Below are 19791 nucleotides of genomic sequence, written 5' to 3' on the forward strand. Positions count from 1 at the left end.
TTGGTTCAAACGAAGGGGGTGGCCAAGCAAAAGCTCAAGCCTTGGTGTCGAGATCGTGCTGCAAGCGCTGCACGAAGGCATCGAAGGCCATGACACCGAGGTCGAGGTTGCCGCGCGCACGCACCGCAACCGCGCCAGAGGCCTTCTCTTTGTCGCCCACGACGACTAGGTAAGGCAGCTTTTGCATGGAAAACTCTCGGATTTTATACGTGATTTTCTCGTTGCGCAAATCCAGCGCCACCCTAAAGCCCTGCGCCTCGAGTTTTTTGGCAATTTCGCGACAGGTGTCGGCCTGCGCGTCGGTGATGTTGAGCACCGCCACCTGCTGCGGCGCCAGCCACAGCGGCAACGCACCGGCGTGCTGCTCGATCAAAATACCGATAAAGCGCTCGAGGCTGCCGACGATGGCGCGGTGCAGAATCACCGGCGCGCGCCGGCTGCCGTCTTCGGCCACGTATTCGGCGTCGAGCCGCTCGGCGAGGTTGAAATCGACCTGAATGGTGCCGCACTGCCACTCGCGCCCGATCGCGTCTTTGAGCGTGTATTCGATCTTGGGGCCATAAAAAGCGCCCTCACCCGGCGAAATCTGGAACTCGCAGCCGGCGTGGCGCAGGCTGTCGATCAGCGCCTGCTCGGCCTTGTCCCACTGGGCATCGGAGCCGATGCGCGCCGCCGGACGCGTCGAGACCTTGTACAAAATGTCATGAAAGCCGAAGTCGGCATAGACTTTTTGCAGCACCTGGGTGAAGGTGTCGCATTCGGCCAAAATTTGCTCTTCGGTGCAAAAGATGTGGCCGTCGTCTTGCGTAAAACCGCGCACGCGCATGATGCCGTGCAGCCCGCCCGAGGGCTCGTTGCGGTGGCACTGGCCAAACTCGCCGTAGCGCAGCGGCAGGTCGCGGTAGCTCTTGAGGCCCTGTTTGTAGATCAGGATGTGGCCCGGGCAGTTCATGGGCTTGAGGGCGTAGTCGCGCTTTTCGCTCTCGGTGATGAACATGTTATCGCGGTACTTGTCCCAATGGCCGGTTTTTTGCCACAGGGTCTGCTCCAGGATCTGCGGCGCTTTCACCTCGTGGTAGCCGTGCTGGCGGTAAATGCCGCGCATGTATTGCTCGACCTGCTGCCACAGGGTCCAGCCCTTGGGGTGCCAAAACACCAGCCCCGGCGCGTGTTCGTCGATGTGAAACAGGTCGAGCTCGCGCCCGAGGCGCCGGTGGTCGCGCCGCTCGGCTTCTTCGAGCCGGCGCAGATAGGCTTGCAAGTCTTCTTTGCTGGCCCAGGCGGTGCCGTAGATGCGCTGCAGCATCTCGTTGCGGTGGTCGCCGCGCCAGTAGGCCCCAGCCACTTTCATAAGCTTGAAGTGCTTGAGCTTGCCGGTGCTGGGCACGTGCGGGCCGCGGCACAGGTCTTCAAAGGCGCCCTCGCGGTACAGGCTCAGGGCTTCGTCGCTCGGGATGCCGGCGATGATCTCGGCCTTGTAGTGCTCGCCTTGGGCCTTGAAGTGCGCCACCGCTGCGTCGCGCCCGAGCAGGCGGCGCTCGATTTTTTCGTCTTTGGCAGCGAGTTCGAGCATTTTGTTCTCGATTGCCGCCAAGTCTTCGGGTGTGAACGGGCGTTTGTAGGCAAAGTCGTAATAAAAACCGTGCTCGATCACCGGGCCGATGGTCACTTGCGCATCGGGGAACAATTCCTTGACCGCGTAGGCCAGCAGGTGGGCGGTGGAGTGGCGGATCAGCTCCAGCCCCTCTGGGTCTTTGGCGGTGACGATGGCCAGCGCGGCGTCGCGCTCGATCCGGTGCGCGGTATCCACCAGCACACCATCCACCTTGCCCCCGAGCGCGGCCTTGGCCAGGCCGGCACCGATGGAAGCAGCCACGTCGGCCACCGTGACCGGGCCGGGAAATGGGCGTTGAGAACCGTCGGGGAGGGTGATATTGAGCATGAGCAGGTACAGAAAAACGAAACGCGGCTAGGGGCCGCGCCGATCATTTTCCCACAAAACACCCTAGGCTGGCCGGGCTGCTTGTGGACGAAGCAGCCAGCAAGTTCAGCCCAGCTTTACCTCCACAAAGCCAAGAAACCAACTGCGATCGCAAGTTGCAAGCTCAAACCACCCAGTTTTCCATCTGCAAGGCAGGCACTCGGCTGAATTCGCCGAGGTTGTTGGTGACCAGCGTCAGGCCTTCACTTCGGGCATGCGCAGCAATGTGCAGGTCATTGATGCCTATAGGCTGTCCGATTCTTTCCAAGGCGGCGCGGATGCTGCCGTAATGCCCGGCAGCCTTGGGGCCATAGGACAAGACGTCGAGGCGGCTGGCAAAGTCTTCTACCACGCGCAGGTTCTCAGCCACTCTGCTGCTTTTTTCGGCGCCATGCAGCAACTCTGCCAGCGTGATGGAGGAAATGGCCATGTGGCCTGCGTGGCGGTTGAACAGCTCCAAGGCAGACAAAGGCTTGCGCTTGATGACGTAGATGACAATGTTGGTGTCGAGCAGGTAGCGGATCATGCTAGAAGCCTTCGCGCTCGCTTTGCTGCTGGCTGGCACGCTCGCTCAAAAAATCTTCGCTGACGGCTGGTGAGTTGAGAAAAAAGCTGTCCCAAGCACCATCCAGCGGCGCAATCACGCGCTCGCGCCCCACAGCGCGAATATGGACGCGCTTGACGTCGTCGGGCAGGCGCATATCGGCCGGCAGGCGCACGGCTTGGGTGCGGTTGTTGATGAAAACGGAGGCGACTGACATGGCATGCTCCATAGTACTCTATGGCAACAGTATAGAGCAGGCAGTGCCGAAGCACAAGGTTTTAGAAATGCCAAATCCCCCGAAGGCGTGCACCCAAGGGGGATTTGGTTGAAGGCGAAACGCTGAACCTGTTGCGCCCCAGTCAACCCAGGGCCCAACGAAGTTGATCAGTGGAACTGCTCTTCTTCGGTCGAACCCGTGAGGGCCTTGACGCTGGACGAACCGCCTTGGATCACGGTGGTCACGTCGTCGAAGTAGCCTGCGCCCACCTCTTGCTGGTGCGAAACGAAGGTGTAGCCCTGCTGGCGCGCCGCGAACTCGGGCTCTTGCACCATGTTGACGTAGTGCTTCATGCCCTCGCCGCGCGCGTAGGCGTGGGCGAACTGGAAGGTGTTGAACCAGTTGATGTGGATGCCGGCCAGCGTGATGAACTGGTACTTGTAGCCCAGCGCCGACAGCTCGTCTTGGAACTTGGCGATGGTGGCGTCGTCGAGGTTTTTCTTCCAGTTGAACGAAGGCGAGCAGTTGTACGACAGCAACTTGCCGGGGCAGGCGGCGTGCACGGCTTGGGCAAACTCGCGCGCAAAGCCGAGGTCGGGGGTGCCGGTTTCGCACCACACCAGATCGGCGTAGGGCGCGTAGGCGACGCCGCGGCTGATGGCTTGCTCGAGGCCGTTTTTGACGCGGTAAAAGCCCTCTTGGGTGCGCTCACCGGTGAGGAAGGGCTTGTCGTTGGCGTCGTGGTCGCTGGTGATCAGGTTGGCCGCTTCGGCGTCGGTGCGCGCCAAGATGAGCGTGGGCACGCCCATGGTGTCGGCGGCAAAACGCGCAGAAATCAGCTTCTCGATCGCCTCTTGGGTGGGCACCAGCACCTTGCCGCCCATGTGGCCGCACTTTTTCACGGCCGCGAGTTGGTCTTCGAAGTGCACGCCCGCGGCGCCGGCGGCGATCATGTTCTTCATCAGCTCAAAGGCGTTGAGCACGCCGCCAAAACCGGCTTCGGCGTCGGCCACGATGGGCAGGAAGTAGTCGATGAACTCGGGCGAACCGGGCTCGATACCGCGGCTCCACTGGATTTCGTCGGCGCGCTTGAAGGTGTTGTTGATGCGGCGCACCATGGTCGGGACCGAATCGTAGGCGTAGAGCGACTGATCCGGGTACATGGTTTCGGAGGTGTTGCCGTCGGCCGCCACTTGCCAGCCCGACAGGTACACCGCCTCGAGGCCGGCCTTGGCTTGCTGCATGGCTTGGCCGGCGGTGATGGCGCCAAAGGCGTTGACGTAGCCCTTTTTGGCGCCGCCGTTGACGCGCTCCCACAGGGTGCGGGCGCCGTTTTGCGCCAGCGTGTACTCGGGCTGCACGCTGCCGCGCAGACGCACCACGTCGGCGGCTTTGTAGCCGCGCTTGACGCCTTTCCAGCGCGGGTTTTGCGCCCAGTCGAGCTCCAGCGCTTCGATCTGCTGCTGGCGGCTGAGTTGTTTGTTGATGGCAGAGGACATGCTTCACTCCTGAAGGTTAAAAAAACGGTGGGGCTGCGGCAACGGCCTAGGGGCCAATGCGCCGCGCCGTTGCCTGTAGTGTAAGACCGCAGCGGGGTCAGCCGTGAATCTTATGTCTTATACAAGACAAAAAAATAGCCATTTAAAAACAATGTACTACCGGCCGCATTTTGCATTAAGAAACGACTTTTCTTATGGTAAAAAAATTATTGCAGCGCAGCAACGTGACATTTTGCATTATGAAACTATGCAATCGGTATGCAAAAACGCCACTGGCTCGTCGCACCACAAACCCGTGGGGTGCGCGATGCCCATCCACAGCGCCGCGCTCGAGACCAGCACCAGCGCCAGACCCGCCAGCCGGATGCCCCAGCCGCCGCTGCGCGCGTCTTTGAGCTTGAGCAGCAGCCACGGCGCTGCCGTGAGCGAGACCATGGTGCCCAGCGCAAAAGCGGCCATGATGGCGGCGCCGTTGACCACGCTGGCCGACAGCGAGGCCACCAGCAGCGCCGAATACAACAGCCCGCAGGGCATGAGCGCCCAGCCCACGCCCAGCACCGCCGGCGCTTTGGGGCCGAGCCGGTTCATGAGCGGGCGCGCACGCCGCCACACCCCTTGGGCCCAGCCCTCGATGAAGGCCGGCTGGCGCGCCTGCAACAGCAGCACCAGCCCCAGCAGCAGCGCCGCCACGTGCATCAGCGTCCAGAGCGGGCGGATGATGGCGGTGTGCTGCCCCATCCAAGCCAAGCCCTGCACGGTGCCAGCGGCCAGCGCGCCCAGCAGCGCGTAGCCTATCAGGCGGCTGAACTGGAAGGTGAGCAAAGCGCGCACGCGCCGCGGCTCGCCGGCGTGGGCAATGCCGGCGCAGGCCGCGCCGCACATGGCGATGCAGTGCGGGCCGCCCACCAGCCCCATCACCAGTGCCGAAAGCAGCATCGATTCAAACATGGGCCGACTCTAGCAGCTTGGCAGCGGCGTTGCAGCGATCAAATGATTTTGGAGAAGCGCGCCCGGTCGCGGTCTTGCTGCAGGTGCTTGTCGAACTGCATGGCGATGGCGCGCACCAAGTACCAGCCGGTGTCGCTGACTTCTATGCTGCCCGCGCTCAGGCGCAGCAAACCCATCGCTTCGAACTCGCGCAAGCGCTCCAGCTCGGGTTCAAAATAGCTTTTGAACTCGATCAGGTGCGCCAGACCGACAGCCTCGAAATCCACCCGCCCCTGACACATCAGCGCCATGATCACGGCGCGACGCAGCAGGTCGTCGCGGCTCAGCGCCAGCCCACGCACGATCGGCAGCCGCCCTTGGTCGAGGTGGTCGTAGTACTCTTCGAGCGTCTTGGCGTTCTGGCTGTAGGTGGCCCCGATGCGGCCGATGGCCGAGACCCCGAGGGCGATCAAATCGCAGTCGGGCTGCGTGCTGTAGCCCTGAAAATTGCGGTGCAGCCGCCCCTGGCGCTTGGCCACCGCCAAGGCATCGGTGGGCAGCGCGAAGTGGTCCATGCCCACATAGACGTAACCCGCTTGGTTGAAGATCTCGAGCGAGATCGAGAGCATGGCCAACTTGTCGGCTGCCGGTGGCAGTTCGGCGGCCACGATGCGCCGCTGCGGCTTGAAGCGTGCCGGCAAATGCGCGTAGGCGTAGAGCGCAATGCGGTCTGGGCGCAGCTCGCGCACGCGCTCCAGCGTGTGGCGAAACGACTCGGGCGTTTGCTGCGGCAGGCCGTAGATCAGATCGACGTTGACGGATTCGAAGCCGATGCGCCGCGACGCCGCCACCAAGTCGAACACCTGCTCGGCGGGCTGGATGCGGTGCACGGCCTTTTGCACCGTGGGGTCAAAATCCTGCACGCCAAAACTCAGGCGGTTGAAACCCAGGCGGTGCAGGTGCTCCAGCCGCGCAGGGGTCACGGTGCGCGGATCGACCTCGATCGAATACTCGCCCCCCGGCACCAGCTTGAAGTGGCGCTGCACCATCGCCACCAGATCGCTGAGCTCCTCGTCCGACATGAAGGTCGGGGTGCCGCCGCCGAGGTGCATCTGCGACACGCTGTGGCCCGAGCCCAGATGGCGGCACTGCAACTCGAGCTCGCGCGTGAGGTAGCGCAGGTACTCGGCCGACTTGCTGTGGTGCTTGGTGATGACCTTGTTGCACGCGCAGTAGTAGCACAGCGAATCGCAAAACGGGATGTGGACATAGATCGACAGTGGCAAGGCCAGCGAGCCGGCATGGCGCTGGCGCAAAGCCTGCACATAGTCTTGCTCGCCAAAGGCTTCGACGAAGCGGTCGGCGGTCGGGTATGAGGTGTAACGGGGGCCGGGCACGTCAAAACGCCGCAGCAACCCCTCGTCGATGACAGGTTTCACTAAAATTTCTCCTGGTGCGAGAATATGCACCGAACATCCCCCCTCACCCTTGACCTGAGTCAAGTCGAGCCCATTTTTTGTTTTCTTTGACGCGCGCCCCACACGGCAGCACATGGGTTAAGCTTCGCGCACTATTTGGCCGCGCTTACATGGATATTCAGAGCATCAAAGTCGCCTGTTCAGGCTGCAATCTGCGCGAGTTGTGCTTGCCTATGGGGCTCAAACCGCAAGAGCTGGAGCATCTCGATCAGATCATATCGAATCGGCGCCGCATCAAACGCGGAGCGTCCCTGTTCAGCGCGGGCGAAGCCTTCACCGCACTGTACGCGGTGCGCTCGGGTTTTTTCAAGACCTGCATCACCAGCGCCGACGGGCGCGACCAAGTCACCGGTTTTCAGATGATGGGCGAGATCATCGGCATGGACGGCATCGTGCACGACCAGCACGCCTGCGACGCGATCGCGCTCGAAGACGCCGAGGTCTGTGTGCTGCCCTTTGACCGCATCGAGCAACTGTCGCGCGAGTTCAGCGCCTTGCAGCACCATGTGCACAAGATCATGAGCCGCGAGATCGTGCGCGACCAGGGCGTGATGCTGCTGCTGGGCACCATGCGCGCCGAGGAGCGGCTGGCGGCCTTTTTGCTCAATTTGGTGCAGCGGCTGCACGCGCGCGGGTTTTCGCAGTCTGAACTGGTGCTGCGCATGACGCGCGAAGAGATCGGCAGCTACCTGGGCATGAAGCTCGAGACCGTGAGCCGCACCTTTTCGCGCTTCATGGAAGACGGCATCATCGACGTGCGCCAGCGCTACGTGCTGATCAAAGACACGCAGGCGCTGGAGCGGCTGGTGAACCCGCCGATGCGCAACTAGGGGCCTAGGCTCTGCTCGTGTGCCACGAGGCGCCGCTTTGCAGGGCACCCTACTGCCGTGGCGGCGGGACCTCGGGGCTGGCAGCGTGGTTGCGCGCTTCGCGTGCCGGGCGCAGGCTAGCCAAGTAGGTGGCGCGCTGTTCGGGCGTCATCATCTGCAAACGGCGTTGATCAGCTGGCACCATGGGCGCATTGCGGTCCAGCACCGGGTCGCGGTTTTTGACGGCGGTGACGACCAAGGCGAGCGACAGCGCAATCGATGCAGCCGGCAGACCAAACACCAACCACGTGTAAGGCTCACGGTACCAAGGGGCAGGCTTGGTCGGGGCTGGGGCGGCTTGGGCAGTGCTCATGGTATTTGAGTGTAGGTCTGGAGGCTAAAAGTTCAGGCGCAGGCACAAAAAACCTGTGTGGCTGCAACGGTGTTCATTGACGCGGCATCATAAAGACCGAGTCTTGGCGCACCGTCATGGGTTCGGCACCCAAAGATTGCACCTCGAAGTGGATCGGGTGCATGCCCGGCGCGCTGCTGCCCGGCGGCACACGAACCGTCACCGCCAGCGCCCGCGCACCCGTAGGCGCGAGGGAGAATTCGGTCTCGGAGATCACTTGCAAACCCGGCAAACCGTGCACCACCAGACGCAAGGGTTGCTCTTGCTCGGTGGCGTTGAGCATGCGCAGCGTGTAAACGTTTTCCACGTAGCCTTGTTGCACCACACGCGACAAAATGGTCGAGTCGCGGATGACGTCGAGCTTGAGCGGTGTGCGCAGGTACAAACTGGTGAACAGCGCCACGGTGATGAGCAGCAAAATGGCACCGTAGGCCAAAACCCGCGGCCGCAGCACGCGGCGCCACATCTGGGCCGAGGTCCAGCCCTGCTCGAGCCCGTTTTGCGTGGTGAAGCGCACCAAGCCCTTGGGGTAACCGACCTTGTCCATGACTTGATCGCAGACGTCGGCGCAGGAGCCGCAACCTATGCATTCGTACTGCAAGCCCTTGCGGATGTCGATGCCGGTGGGGCAAACCTGAACGCAGAGCGAACAATCGACGCACGAGCCCAATTTGAGCAGCGACAGATCGGCTTGGCGCGAGCGGCGGCCACGCGGCTCACCGCGCTGCGCATCGTAGGTCACGACCAGGGTGTCGCGGTCGAACATCGCGCTCTGGAAACGCGCGTAGGGGCACATGTGCTTGCACACCAGTTCGCGCATGTAGCCGGCGTTGCCGTAGGTGGCAAAGCCATAAAACAAAATCCAGAAGCTTTGCCAAGGCCCGAGCTCGGCCTGCCAGACCGCCAGCCAGAGCTGTTCGATGGGGGTGAAGTAACCCACAAAGGTAAAGCCGGTCCACAAGCCAAAGGCGATCCATAGCAGTTGCTTGAGGGTTTTTTTGCCGTATTTCTCCAGCGTATGGCCGGATTGATCGAGCCGCATGCGGGCCGTGCGGTCGCCTTCGACCAGCTTTTCCATCCACAGATAAATTTCGGTGTAAACCGTCTGCGGGCAAGCAAAACCGCACCACAGGCGTCCGGCCACGGCCGTAAACAGGAACAAGGCCAGGGCCGAGATCACCAGCAGACCGGTGAGGTAAATCAGGTCGTGCGGGTAGAGCACGAGGTTGAAGAGGTAGAAACGCCGCTCTTCGAGGTCAAACAAAACAGCCTGCCGGTTATTCCATTGCAACCAGGGCAGGCCATAAAAAACGATCTGTGTCAGCCAGACCATGGCCCAGCGCCAGTTGGTAAAGAACCCCGCGACGGAACGTGGGTAGATCTTTTGCCGATCGGCGTAGAGCGATATCTCGATTTCGTCTGGTCTGGCGGCTGAGTTGCCGCCATCCGGTTGGGTGCTATTTGACAATTGAGGAACGACGCCGAATCGGTTTTATTGCGGAGGGTTGGATTTGGCCCACACGTAGCCGGTCAACACATGAATCTGCTGCTCGGACAGCAACACGTTTTGCGGCGGCATGACGTTCATGATACCTTCGTTGATGCTGCGCACCACGGCATCGACCCCAAAACCATGCAGCCAGATGTCGTCGGTCAGGTTGGGGGCACCGATCAGATAGTTGCCCTTGCCTTCGGCGCCGTGGCAGGCGATGCAGGTGGCAAAGTTGGCCTTGCCGGCGGCTGCCCGCACGCTGTCGTGCGGCGCGCCCGAGAGGCTCAACACGTAGTGCGCCACGTTGAGCACGTCTTCGGGCGAACCCACGGCTTCGGCCAAGGGCGGCATGACCGCTACCCGACCTTGGGTGATCGAGACTTTGATGGCCTCGGGGTCGCCACCCCAAATCCAGTCTTTGTCGGTCAGATTGGGGAAGGTCAGGCTGCCGCGGGCGTCGGCGGCGTGGCAGACGGCGCAGTTGTTCATGAACAGGCTTTCGCCGATCTGCATCGCAACCGGGTCAGCGGCCAGCTGTTGCACCGACATCTGCGCGAAGGCCTCGAACTTGGGCGCCACCCTCGCCTCGTTGGCTGCGCGCTCGGCCTGGTACTGCCCCACCGAACTCCAGTTGAGCAAACCGGGAAACTTGCCAAACATCGGGTACAGCAGGCCATAGACCAAGGCGAAGACCACGGTGATGATGAACATCCAGACCCACCACTTGGGCAGCGGATTGTCTTTTTCGATGATGTCCTCGTCCCAGACGTGGCCGGTGGTGTTGTCTTTGGTCGGGGTAACCTTGACCCGACTGGCGTACCAGAGCAGGCCCAAGCAGGCCAAGATGCTGATGAGGGTCAGCCCAGCAACGTAGTAATGCCAGAAATAGCTTGTGAAGTCGCTCATGATGTTTCTCTTGTGAGTGAGTGCGCGGCTTAATCTTCTTTGAAGGGCAGTTGGGCGGCGTCATCGAAACGGCCCTTGTTGTGCCTGGACCACGCCCACCAGACGATGCCCAAAAACACCACCAAACTGACCACGGTCACTATGCTGCGGTAATCGTTGATATCCATGCTCGCCGCTCCTGGCCGCCTCAGCGAACCGAAGTACCCAGAACCTGCAAATAGGCAATCAGAGCATCCATCTCAGTCTTGCCCCGCACCGCGTCGGCGGCGCCTGCCACCTCTTCGTCGGTGTAGGGGTGCCCGAGCAGCTGCAATACCCGTAAGCGCGCTGGCATGGCGTCGGCGTTGACCATGCGGTCGGCCAGCCAAGGGTAGGCGGGCATGTTGGAGTAGGGGCGCAGCGAGCGCGGATCCATCAGGTGCTGGCGGTGCCATTCGTCGGAATAGCGACCACCGATGCGGTGCAGATCGGGGCCGGTGCGCTTGGAGCCCCACTGGAACGGCCGGTCATAGACGAACTCACCGGCGAGCGAGAAGTGGCCGTAGCGCATGGTCTCGGCATGGAAGGGGCGAATCATCTGCGAGTGGCAAACGAAGCAGCCCTCGCGGATGTACACATCTTTACCCGCCAGCTGCAGCGCGGTGTGGGGCTTGAGGCCCTCGACCGGCTGCGTGGTCGATTTCTTGAAGAACAGCGGCACGATTTCAACCAGACCGCCGATGGAGATCACCAGCAGGATGAGCACGATCATCAGGAAGCTGTTGGTCTCGACCTTCTGGTGCGACATGCCCTTGGTGGAGGGGGTGTTGTTAGCCATGTTGATGCGCTCCTCAGGCGTGGGCAGGTGAAACCGCTGGAATCTTGATTTGCGGCACGGGGCCTGCACGCAAGCCCGCGCGGACCGTCATCCAGACGTTCCAGGCCATGATGCACATGCCGGCAAAGTACATGGTGCCGCCAATCAGGCGGATGGCGTAGAAGGGATAGCTGGCACGCACCGATTCGCTGAAGGTGAAGGCCAAGGTGCCGTCGTCGGCCAAGGCACGCCACATCAGGCCTTGGGTGACACCGGCAATCCACATGGAGGCGATGTAGATCACGATGCCGATACAGGCGATCCAGAAGTGCAGCTCGATGGCGTTGATCGAGTACATCTGCTTTCGCCCAAACAAGCGCGGGATCAGGAAGTACAGCGCACCCATGGAGATCAGGCCGACCCAACCCAGCGCACCCGAGTGCACGTGGCCGATGGTCCAGTCGGTGTAGTGGCTCAAGGCGTTGACGGTCTTGATCGACATCATCGGGCCTTCGAAGGTCGACATGCCGTAGAACGACAGCGAGACGATCAGGAAGCGCAGGATCGGGTCGTCGCGCAGCTTATGCCAAGCGCCCGAGAGGGTCATGATGCCGTTGATCATGCCGCCCCAAGACGGTGCCAGCAGGATGAGCGAGAACACCATGCCGATGGATTGGGTCCAGTCGGGCAGCGCGGTGTAGTGCAGGTGGTGCGGGCCGGCCCACATGTAGGTGAAGATCAGGGCCCAGAAGTGGACGATCGAGAGCCGGTAGCTGTAGATCGGGCGCTCAGCCTGCTTCGGGATGAAGTAGTACATGATGCCCAAGAAACCAGCGGTGAGGAAGAAGCCGACCGCGTTGTGGCCATACCACCATTGGATCATGGCGCTTTGCACACCCGAGTAGAGCGAGTAGGCGTGCAGCAGACCGGTGGGCACGGCCAGGCTGTTGACCACGTGCAGCAGCGCCACGGCCAGAATGAAGGCGCCAAAGAACCAGTTGGCGACGTAGATGTGGTTGATCTTGCGCGTGGCCAAGGTGCCGAAGAACACGATCGCGTACGAGACCCAAACCGCGGTGATCAGGATGTCGATCGGCCAGATCAGCTCGGCGTATTCTTGGCCCGAGGTCAAGCCCAACGGCAGCGTGATCGCGGCCAGCACGATCACCAGTTGCCAGCCCCAGAAGGTAAAGGCGGCCAGTTGCGGCAAGAAGAGCTTGGTCTGGCAGGTGCGCTGCACCACGTAGTAGCTGGTGGCAAACAGCACACAGCCGCCGAAGGCGAAGATCACAGCATTGGTGTGCAGCGGACGCAGGCGCCCGAACGAGAACCACTCGAGCCCGAACTGGCCCAAGTTGAGCGCTGGCCAGAGCATCTGGGCGGCGATGACGACGCCAACCAGCATCCCGACCACCCCCCAGACCACCGCCATGACAGAGAACTGTCGGATGACTTTGTCTTCATAGACGCCCTGCCGGGCATCGGACACGCTGCCCATCTGGGCATCCGCCGTGATTGCACTCATACACCTACTCCTCTTATTAAAAACACCGCCAGAGTGTCGCCGTTGGCGCGACTACACCCCTTGACCTAGATCAATCGTTTTTCAAAATCCGCTCGCCTTCGCGCTCCACGTTGTCGTACTGACCGTTGTAGAGCGCCCACCAGAACACCCCGATGATGGCCAGCACCAGCACCACCGACAAGGGGATCAACAACAACAAAGATTCCATGGCATCACCTCGCGTAGGCTGCTACCGGCAGCAAGGCCGGATCGGGGGCAGGAAAGTCGGGCAGGCGCGACAGCCGCATCGCGTTGCCGATGACCACAAAAGAACTCAGGGCCATGCCCAAGCCCGCCAACCAAGGCGGTACGAAGCCGGCGATCGCCAGCGGCACCATGCTGCCATTGTAACTAGCCGAAAAGACCAAGTTCTGTTTGATTATGCGCATGGTGCGCCGGGCTTGGCCTATGGTTTGTACCAGTTCGGACAAACGACCGCTTTGCACCACCAGGTCGGACTGCGACTGCGTCAGGGGCGCGCCGTGGCCGAGCGCGAACGAGACTTGGGCGCGCGCCAGCACCGGGCCGTCGTTCATGCCGTCGCCCACCATGGCGATCTGCGCGCCTTGGGCTTGCAGGGCGGCGACGACTTCGAGCTTGCGCTCGGGGCCGGCCTCGGACACCACTTGGGTGATGCCCAGCTGCTGCGCCACGCGTTGCACCGCGCCGACCTTGTCGCCCGAGAGCAGATGGACCTGCAAGCCCATGGCGCGCAAGTCGGCCACGGCTGTGGCGGCATCGGCGCGCACGCCTTCGTCCATGACGAAGGTGGCGAGCCAACCCTGCGCGTCGCTCAGATAAGCACAGGGCGCGTCGGCGACGCTGCGCCCTTGGGCCAGCAACTGGTCTTGGTCCAGACCGCACAGGGCCGCCGAGCCGAGCTTGTAAACGGCCCCATCGGCGCGCTCGAGCACCAAGCCGGCACCGGGGACGTCGCGCACCAGATCGGAAGCGACCTGCGACACGGCGTCGGGGGCGGCAGCACCAGCGTCTGAAGTGGCGGCAGCACCAGCGTCTGAAGTGGCGGCGGCGGCAGCGGGTGCAGCCGCACTTGCCGCTGGCCGAGCCCGCGCCGCAATGGCGCGCGACACCGGGTGCAGCGAGGCCGAGGCCAGCGGCCAAGCCAGCTCGAGCGCTTGCTCAGCCGTGAGGCCCGGGCGCACCAGCGCCTCGCGCAATACCACCCGGTCTTGGGTCAGGGTGCCGGTTTTGTCGAACACCACGGTGTCGATCTTGCACAGGGCCTCGAAGGCCAGCAGGCGCCGCACCAGGATGCCGCGCTCGGCCAGCGCCCCGGCCGAGGCCAGCATGGCCGACGGGGTCGAGAGCGCGAGCGCACACGGGCAGGTGGCCACCAAGACCGCCACCGCGATCGGTACCGCCAAGGCGGGGTCGATCTGCCACCAGTACCAGGCGCCGAAGGCGGCGCTGAGCAAGACCGCCACCAAAAACGGCCCGGCGATGCGGTCGGCGAGCTTGACCAGCTCGGGTTTTTCGGTGGACGCCTGTTCCATCAGCGCCACGATCTGGGCGAAGCGGGTTTCGCGCCCGAGGCGCTCGATGCGCACCAGCGCCGTGCCGGCGAGGTTGTAGCTGCCGGCCACCACCGTTTGGCCGCGCAGCCGCGTCACCGGCTGCGATTCGCCGGTGAGCAAGGCTTCATCGACGGTGGCGCTGTCGCCGAGCACGGTGGCGTCGCCGGGGAAGGCGATGCCGGCTTGCACGCGCAGCACGTCGCCCACGCGCAGGCGTTTGAGCGAGACGGTCTCGAAGCTGCCGTCGGCCAACTGGCGCTCGCACTGCTCGGGCAGGCGGTTCATGAGCACGTCGAGCGCGCCGGCGGTGCGGTCGCGCAGGCGCGAGACCAAGTAGCGCCCACCGAGCAGGAAGAACACGAACATGGTGAGCGAATCGAACCAGATTTCATGCCCCCACACCCCCGTGGGGTCGAAGGTGGAGCCGGTGCTAGCGATGAAGGTGACCAAGATGCCGATCGAGACCGGCATGTCCATGCCGATGCGCCCGTGGCGCAGGTCGCGCCAGGCGCTCTGGAAAAACGGCATGCTGGAGAACAGCACCACCGGCACGCTCAGCATCCAGTTGGCCCAGCGCAGCAACTGGTCGTAAACATAGGGAATTTCGCCCGGCTCGGTGATGTAGAACGGCCACGAGTACATCATGACCTGCATGGTGCAAAAGCCGGCCACGAACAGGCGCCACATCAAGAGCCGGGTTTCGGCCAAGCGCTCCTCGACGCTGAGCGCCTGGCGCATGGGCAGCAGCCGGTAGCCGCTTTGGCCCACATTGCGCGCCAGCGCCGAGAGCAGGGTCTGGGCCGGGTCCCAGCGCAGCGTGACGCGCCGGGTGGCGGCATGCACCCGTACCGACTCGACGCCGCGGCGCCCACCCAAGGCGGCTTCGACGGTTTCGGAGCAGGCCGGGCAGTACATGCCCTGCACCATCAACACCGCTTCTTGCAGTTCGCGCCCGTCCACCTGCACCGGGTGACAAAAGTCCTCTTGCTCGATGGGGTCGTCGAGCACCAAAAAATCGTCGTCGACGGTGAGCGGGCCGCGGTGCTGGCCCAATAGCGAACCCAACCCCTGGTCAGGCACAACGGCCCCGGCAGCCAGATCACTGCCTGTTACGGTGGTGGAATTCGACATGCGGGCGAGCATACCATCGGGCTTGGCTGCGCCGGCTTGATTCAGATCAAGTCTGAGGGCTATTTGGATGTGCGCGCAGGGCCAGCGAGCGGATCGGGGCCCGGCGTTGCAGGCACAATGGAGTCACCCCCATTTTTTCTGGAGCTTAACTGCCATGTACCAACGCATCCTCGTGACCACCGATGGCTCGGAACTGTCGGATCAGGCCGTCGCGCACGCGCTCAAGCTCGCCAATGCGCTCTGCGCCGAACTGCTGGCGCTGCGCGTGGTCGCGCCCTACCCCAAGACCTATTTCGAAGGCGGTGTGGCGCTGGCCGAAGAAGAAGTGCGGCGCATCGAACAGCAGTGGCACGATGACGCCATGGAGAGCCTGCACGCGATTCAGGCCGAGGGCCAAAAGCTCGGCGTCAAGGTGCGGCCGCTGACGGTGCAGTCGGAACTGATCGCCGAAGCCATCATGGCAGCCGCGCAGCAGCACAAGGCCGACCTGATCGTGATGGCCTCGCACGGTCGACGTGGCCTCAAGCGCCTGCTGCTGGGCAGCGAAACCCAGCAGGTGCTGACGCACACCAGCATACCGGTGCTGGTGTTGCGTTAATTTTTCTTAAGCGGCTGTGGCGCGCTGCCGGTGCGCCCAGCCCCACAGCGCAGCCCCGGCCAGCACCATGGGCAGGCTCAGCCACTGGCCCATGCTCAAGCCCAGCCCAAGCAGCCCGAGGTGGGCGTCGGGCTCGCGCCAGAACTCGGCCGTGAAGCGCAGCAACCCATAGCCCACCAAAAACGCCGCCGACACCTCGCCCAAGCGCCGCGGCCCTCGTGCGTACAGCCACAGCAACACAAACAGCAGCAGCCCCTCGAGCAGCGCCTGGTAGATCTGCGAGGGGTGGCGCGGCAAATCGCCGGCGCCACGAAACACCATCGCCCACGGCAGCGCCGGGTCGGCCACGCGGCCCCAGAGTTCGCCGTTGATGAAGTTGCCAATGCGCCCGCTGGCCAGCCCTACGGGGATGCACGGGGCGATGAAATCGGTGATCTGCAGCCAGTTGCGCTGGCGCCGCCACGCAAACCAAGCCATGCCCAGCAACACGCCGATGAAGCCGCCGTGAAAGCTCAAGCCGCCCTCCCAGACCGCAAAAATGCGCAGCGGCTCGGCCAGAAACTCGAGCGGGCGGTAAAACAGCGCATAGCCTAGGCGACCGCCGACGATGATACCGATCACGCCCAAAAACAGCAGGTCTTCGATGTCGCGCCGGCCCCAGCCCAGCGCCGCGTAAGTCGGGTGCCGCAGCCGGAGCAGCGTAAGCCCAAAGAACAGCGCAAAGGCGATCAGGTACATCAGCCCGTACCAGTGGATGGCCAGCGGCCCGAGCTGCAGCGCCACCGGGTCGATCTGCGGGTGCTGCAAGAAAGTGCTTGCGCTCATGCTTTAGTCCAGCGCCGACAAATCACGCACCGCGCCCTTGTCGGCCGACAGCACCAGCTTGGCGTAGGCCTTGAGCGCCGCCGAGACCTTGCGCGGACGGGGCGCCGCCGGCTTCCAGCCGAGCTGGTCTTGCACCAGTCGCCGCTGCGCCAGTTCGTCGGCGCTCACCAGCAAGTCGATGCTGCGCTGCGCGATGTCGATGCGGATGCGGTCGCCCTCGCGCACCAAGCCGATGGCGCCCCCGGCTGCCGCCTCGGGTGAGGCGTGGCCGATGCTCAGGCCCGAGGTGCCACCCGAAAAGCGCCCGTCGGTGAGCAGCGCGCACGATTTGCCCAGCCCCTTGGACTTGAGGTACGAGGTCGGGTAGAGCATCTCTTGCATGCCGGGGCCGCCGCGTGGGCCTTCGTAGCGGATCACGACCGCGTCGCCGGGCACGATCTGGTCGCTCAAAATCGCTTGCACGGCTGCGTCTTGGCTCTCGAACACGCGCGCCGGGCCCTCGAAGGCGCGCAGGGTCGAGGTGGGTACGCTGGTGGTGTAGCGCAGCTGCTCGGCCTCGAACATGCTCTGATCGACGCCGGCGGTTTTGACGATGCAGCCATCGAGCGCCAAGTTGCCGTAGAGCACCGCCAGCCCGCCATCGCGCGAGTAGGCGTGCTCGAGGTCGCGGATGCAGCCTTGGGCGCGGTCGGTATCCAGGCTGGGCCAGCGCTGGCTCTGGCTGAAGGCGGTCTGGCTCGGCACCCCGCCCGGGGCGGCGCGGTAGAAGGTTTGCACCTCGGGGCTGGGGGCACCCATGATGTCGTACTGCGCCAGCGCCGCTGCAAAGCTCGGGCTGTGCACGGTGCCGCAGTGGGCGTGCAGCAGGCCGGCGCGGTTGAGCTCGCCCAAAATGGCAAAAATGCCCCCAGCGCGGTGCACATCTTCGATGTGGTAGCGGTCGGTGTTGGGCGCCACCTTGCACAGCGTGGGCACGCGGCGCGACAGGCGGTCGATGTCGGCCATGGTGAATTCGACCTCGGCCTCGCGCGCCGTGGCCAGCAGGTGCAGCACGGTGTTGGTGGAGCCGCCCATGGCGATATCGAGCGCGACCGCGTTCTCAAAGGCCTCGAAGGTGGCGATGGAGCGCGGCAGCACCGAGGCGTCGTCGCCCTCGTAGTAGCGCCGCGCCAGCTCGACGATCAGGCGCCCGGCGCGGCGAAACAGCTGCTCGCGCTCGGTGTGGGTAGCGAGCACGGTGCCGTTGCCGGGCAGGCTCAGGCCCAGGGCTTCGGTCAGGCAGTTCATCGAATTGGCGGTGAACATGCCCGAGCACGAACCGCAGGTGGGGCAGGCGTTGCGCTCGACTTCGGCCAGCTCGGCATCCGACACCGAGGCGTCGGCGGCCAACACCATGGCATCGACCAGATCGAGCTTTTTGATGGTGATGGTCTGGCTGCCCGGCTGCTGGCGCTGCACCTTGCCGGCTTCCATCGGGCCACCCGAGACGAACACCACCGGGATGTTGAGGCGCATGGCGGCCATGAGCATGCCGGGGGTGATTTTGTCGCAGTTGGAGATGCACACCAGCGCGTCGGCGCAGTGGGCGTTGACCATGTACTCCACGCTGTCGGCGATCACCTCGCGGCTGGGCAGCGAGTACAGCATGCCGTCGTGGCCCATGGCGATGCCGTCATCGACGGCGATGGTGTGAAACTCTTTGGCCACGCCACCAGCGGCCTCGATCTCGCGCGCCACCAGTTGCCCTAGGTCTTTGAGGTGCACGTGGCCAGGCACGAACTGGGTAAAGCTGTTGGCGATGGCGATGATGGGCTTGTCAAAATCGCCGTCTTTCATGCCGGTGGCGCGCCACAGGGCACGGGCACCCGCCATGTTGCGGCCAGCGGTGGAGGTTTTGGAGCGGTAGGTGGGCATGGGAGGCGTCTGCTAAAAAAAGGGTGGCACACGATCGGGCATTATCGCTTGCAAAGCCTGCGCGCCGGGCAAGACCCCACGGGCAGGGCCCCAACCGCCCCCTGCCCTCGAGGCGCGTCAAACCTGCGGCTGCGCCTCGAAGCGCAGCGAGAAATCCACCGCCTTGAGGTCTTTGGTCAGGGCCCCGATGGAGATGCGATCGACCCCGGTTTCGGCCAGCGCGCGCACCGTCTCGAGGTTCACACCACCCGACACCTCCAGCAGCGCCGGCCCGCTGGGGTGGGCGGTGTTGCGGCGCACCGCTTCGCGCAAGGTGGGCAAGTCCATGTTGTCGAGCAAGACCATGCGCGCCCCGGCGGTGAGCGCCTCGTCGAGCTGCGCCAGCGTTTCGACCTCGATCTGCACGAAGCGCACTGTGGCCGCCCCTTGCGCCACCAGCCGCTGCGCCTGCTGCAGCGCCGCCGCCACGCCGCCGACGGCAGCGATGTGGTTTTCTTTGATCAGCACAGCGTCGTACAGCCCGAGGCGGTGGTTGGTGCCGCCGCCGGTGCGCACCGCGTACTTTTGCGCCAGCCGCAAGCCGGGCAGGGTTTTGCGCGTGTCCACGATCTGCGCCCGCGTGCCCGCCACCTGCTGCACAAAGCGCGCGGTCTGCGTGGCCACGGCGCTCAGGGTCTGCAAAAAGTTGAGCGCGGTGCGCTCGGCGCTCAGCAGGGCGCGCGCCCGGCCCTCGAGGCGCAGCACCACCTGGTTGGCGGCGCAGCGCTGGCCTTCGGGCACCAGCCAATGCAGCCGCGCATCGGGGTCGAGCGCCAGCACCGCCGCCTGCACCCACGGCGCACCGCAGAGCACCGCCGCCTCGCGCGCCAGCAAATTCGCACAGGCACGGCGTTCGGGGTCGATCAGGGCGGCGCTCAGGTCGCCAGTGCCCACGTCTTCGGCCAGCGCGCGCGCCACGTCGGCTTGCGCCAGCGCGGCTATGGTGGCGGGGGTGAAGGGGTCGGCGAAAGAACCAGCGAGAGACTTGGGCTCTGGGGTCGGGTCAAGGTTTGGGAGCGTCATAGGCCGAATTGTGCTCCAGAGCGCGGGCGGGTGGCGGGTCTGCCCATTCAAAGCAAAGAAGTCTCTGTGCTGCGTAGATGTTCGCGTTCAAGGCCCATCCG

At 63.9% G+C, this 19791-nt stretch carries 19 protein-coding genes; 2 read left to right on the top strand and 17 right to left on the bottom strand.

The genetic code is table 11. The features are described from left to right. Window positions 1-34: 34 nt before the first annotated feature. From thrS to hemN, 6 genes are all read right to left on the bottom strand, one after another. On the bottom strand, window positions 35-1942 hold the full coding sequence (gene thrS / locus SMCB_RS05995) for a threonine--tRNA ligase (RefSeq protein WP_045535759.1): 1908 nt from the start codon (window positions 1940-1942) through the stop codon (window positions 35-37). A 163-nt stretch (window positions 1943-2105) separates the two neighbouring features. Further along, on the bottom strand, window positions 2106-2507 hold the full coding sequence (vapC, locus tag SMCB_RS06000; protein WP_045535760.1) for a type II toxin-antitoxin system tRNA(fMet)-specific endonuclease VapC: 402 nt from the start codon (window positions 2505-2507) through the stop codon (window positions 2106-2108). 1 nt (window position 2508) lies between these two features. Then, the gene (gene vapB / locus SMCB_RS06005) at window positions 2509-2742 is read right to left on the bottom strand and encodes a type II toxin-antitoxin system VapB family antitoxin (protein ID WP_045537733.1); all 234 of its coding nucleotides are present in this window, start codon (window positions 2740-2742) and stop codon (window positions 2509-2511) included. A 167-nt stretch (window positions 2743-2909) separates the two neighbouring features. Further along, window positions 2910-4241 carry an isocitrate lyase gene (gene aceA / locus SMCB_RS06010; RefSeq protein ID WP_045535761.1) on the bottom strand — a complete coding sequence of 444 codons (1332 nt, stop codon included), beginning with the start codon at window positions 4239-4241 and terminating at the stop codon, window positions 2910-2912. A gap of 237 nt (window positions 4242-4478) precedes the next feature. Continuing rightward, entirely contained in the window at window positions 4479-5189 is a 711-nt protein-coding gene (locus SMCB_RS06015) for a sulfite exporter TauE/SafE family protein (RefSeq protein WP_045535762.1), read from the bottom strand. 38 nt (window positions 5190-5227) lie between these two features. Then, window positions 5228-6607: an oxygen-independent coproporphyrinogen III oxidase gene (gene hemN, locus SMCB_RS06020; protein ID WP_231851168.1), complete on the bottom strand. Its 1380-nt coding sequence runs from the start codon at window positions 6605-6607 to the stop codon at window positions 5228-5230. Between the two features lie 149 nt (window positions 6608-6756). Between hemN and fnr the strand changes: the two genes are divergently transcribed. After that, entirely contained in the window at window positions 6757-7476 is a 720-nt protein-coding gene (gene fnr, locus SMCB_RS06025) for a fumarate/nitrate reduction transcriptional regulator Fnr (protein WP_045535763.1), read from the top strand. 49 nt (window positions 7477-7525) lie between these two features. Here fnr and SMCB_RS06030 read toward each other — a convergent pair whose 3' ends face one another. From SMCB_RS06030 to SMCB_RS06065, 8 genes are all read right to left on the bottom strand, one after another. After that, a complete protein-coding gene (locus tag SMCB_RS06030; RefSeq protein ID WP_045535764.1) occupies window positions 7526-7828 on the bottom strand; it encodes a hypothetical protein in 303 nt (100 codons plus the stop codon). A gap of 73 nt (window positions 7829-7901) precedes the next feature. Continuing rightward, window positions 7902-9335, bottom strand: a complete 1434-nt coding sequence (gene ccoG, locus SMCB_RS06035; RefSeq protein ID WP_082027269.1) for a cytochrome c oxidase accessory protein CcoG — start codon at window positions 9333-9335, stop codon at window positions 7902-7904. 24 nt (window positions 9336-9359) lie between these two features. After that, window positions 9360-10265, bottom strand: a complete 906-nt coding sequence (ccoP, locus tag SMCB_RS06040) for a cytochrome-c oxidase, cbb3-type subunit III (protein WP_045535766.1) — start codon at window positions 10263-10265, stop codon at window positions 9360-9362. A 29-nt stretch (window positions 10266-10294) separates the two neighbouring features. Further along, window positions 10295-10432: a CcoQ/FixQ family Cbb3-type cytochrome c oxidase assembly chaperone gene (locus SMCB_RS06045; protein ID WP_045535767.1), complete on the bottom strand. Its 138-nt coding sequence runs from the start codon at window positions 10430-10432 to the stop codon at window positions 10295-10297. 20 nt (window positions 10433-10452) lie between these two features. Continuing rightward, window positions 10453-11082: a cytochrome-c oxidase, cbb3-type subunit II gene (gene ccoO, locus SMCB_RS06050; protein ID WP_045535768.1), complete on the bottom strand. Its 630-nt coding sequence runs from the start codon at window positions 11080-11082 to the stop codon at window positions 10453-10455. Window positions 11083-11095: 13 nt separating this feature from the next. Further along, the gene (ccoN, locus tag SMCB_RS06055) at window positions 11096-12586 is read right to left on the bottom strand and encodes a cytochrome-c oxidase, cbb3-type subunit I (protein ID WP_231851169.1); all 1491 of its coding nucleotides are present in this window, start codon (window positions 12584-12586) and stop codon (window positions 11096-11098) included. 70 nt (window positions 12587-12656) lie between these two features. Then, entirely contained in the window at window positions 12657-12794 is a 138-nt protein-coding gene (ccoS, locus tag SMCB_RS06060; protein ID WP_045535769.1) for a cbb3-type cytochrome oxidase assembly protein CcoS, read from the bottom strand. 4 nt (window positions 12795-12798) lie between these two features. Continuing rightward, window positions 12799-15291 (bottom strand): heavy metal translocating P-type ATPase, encoded by a 2493-nt coding sequence (locus SMCB_RS06065; protein ID WP_082027427.1) that lies wholly within the window; start codon window positions 15289-15291, stop codon window positions 12799-12801. Window positions 15292-15445: 154 nt separating this feature from the next. Between SMCB_RS06065 and SMCB_RS06070 the strand changes: the two genes are divergently transcribed. Further along, window positions 15446-15889, top strand: coding sequence for a universal stress protein (locus tag SMCB_RS06070; protein ID WP_045535771.1), 444 nt, complete (start codon window positions 15446-15448; stop codon window positions 15887-15889). Window positions 15890-15895: 6 nt separating this feature from the next. Here the strand turns inward: SMCB_RS06070 and lgt are convergent, their stop codons facing one another. From lgt to nadC, 3 genes are all read right to left on the bottom strand, one after another. Beyond that, on the bottom strand, window positions 15896-16714 hold the full coding sequence (gene lgt / locus SMCB_RS06075) for a prolipoprotein diacylglyceryl transferase (RefSeq protein ID WP_045535772.1): 819 nt from the start codon (window positions 16712-16714) through the stop codon (window positions 15896-15898). Between the two features lie 3 nt (window positions 16715-16717). Next, window positions 16718-18628, bottom strand: a complete 1911-nt coding sequence (gene ilvD / locus SMCB_RS06080) for a dihydroxy-acid dehydratase (protein ID WP_045535773.1) — start codon at window positions 18626-18628, stop codon at window positions 16718-16720. A 117-nt stretch (window positions 18629-18745) separates the two neighbouring features. After that, complete coding sequence (gene nadC / locus SMCB_RS06085) at window positions 18746-19690, bottom strand: carboxylating nicotinate-nucleotide diphosphorylase (RefSeq protein ID WP_082027270.1); 945 nt, start codon at window positions 19688-19690, stop codon at window positions 18746-18748. Window positions 19691-19791 lie beyond the last annotated feature (101 nt).

The organism is Serpentinimonas maccroryi (assembly GCF_000828915.1).
In the GTDB taxonomy this organism is placed as follows: Bacteria; Pseudomonadota; Gammaproteobacteria; order Burkholderiales; family Burkholderiaceae_C; genus Serpentinimonas; species Serpentinimonas maccroryi.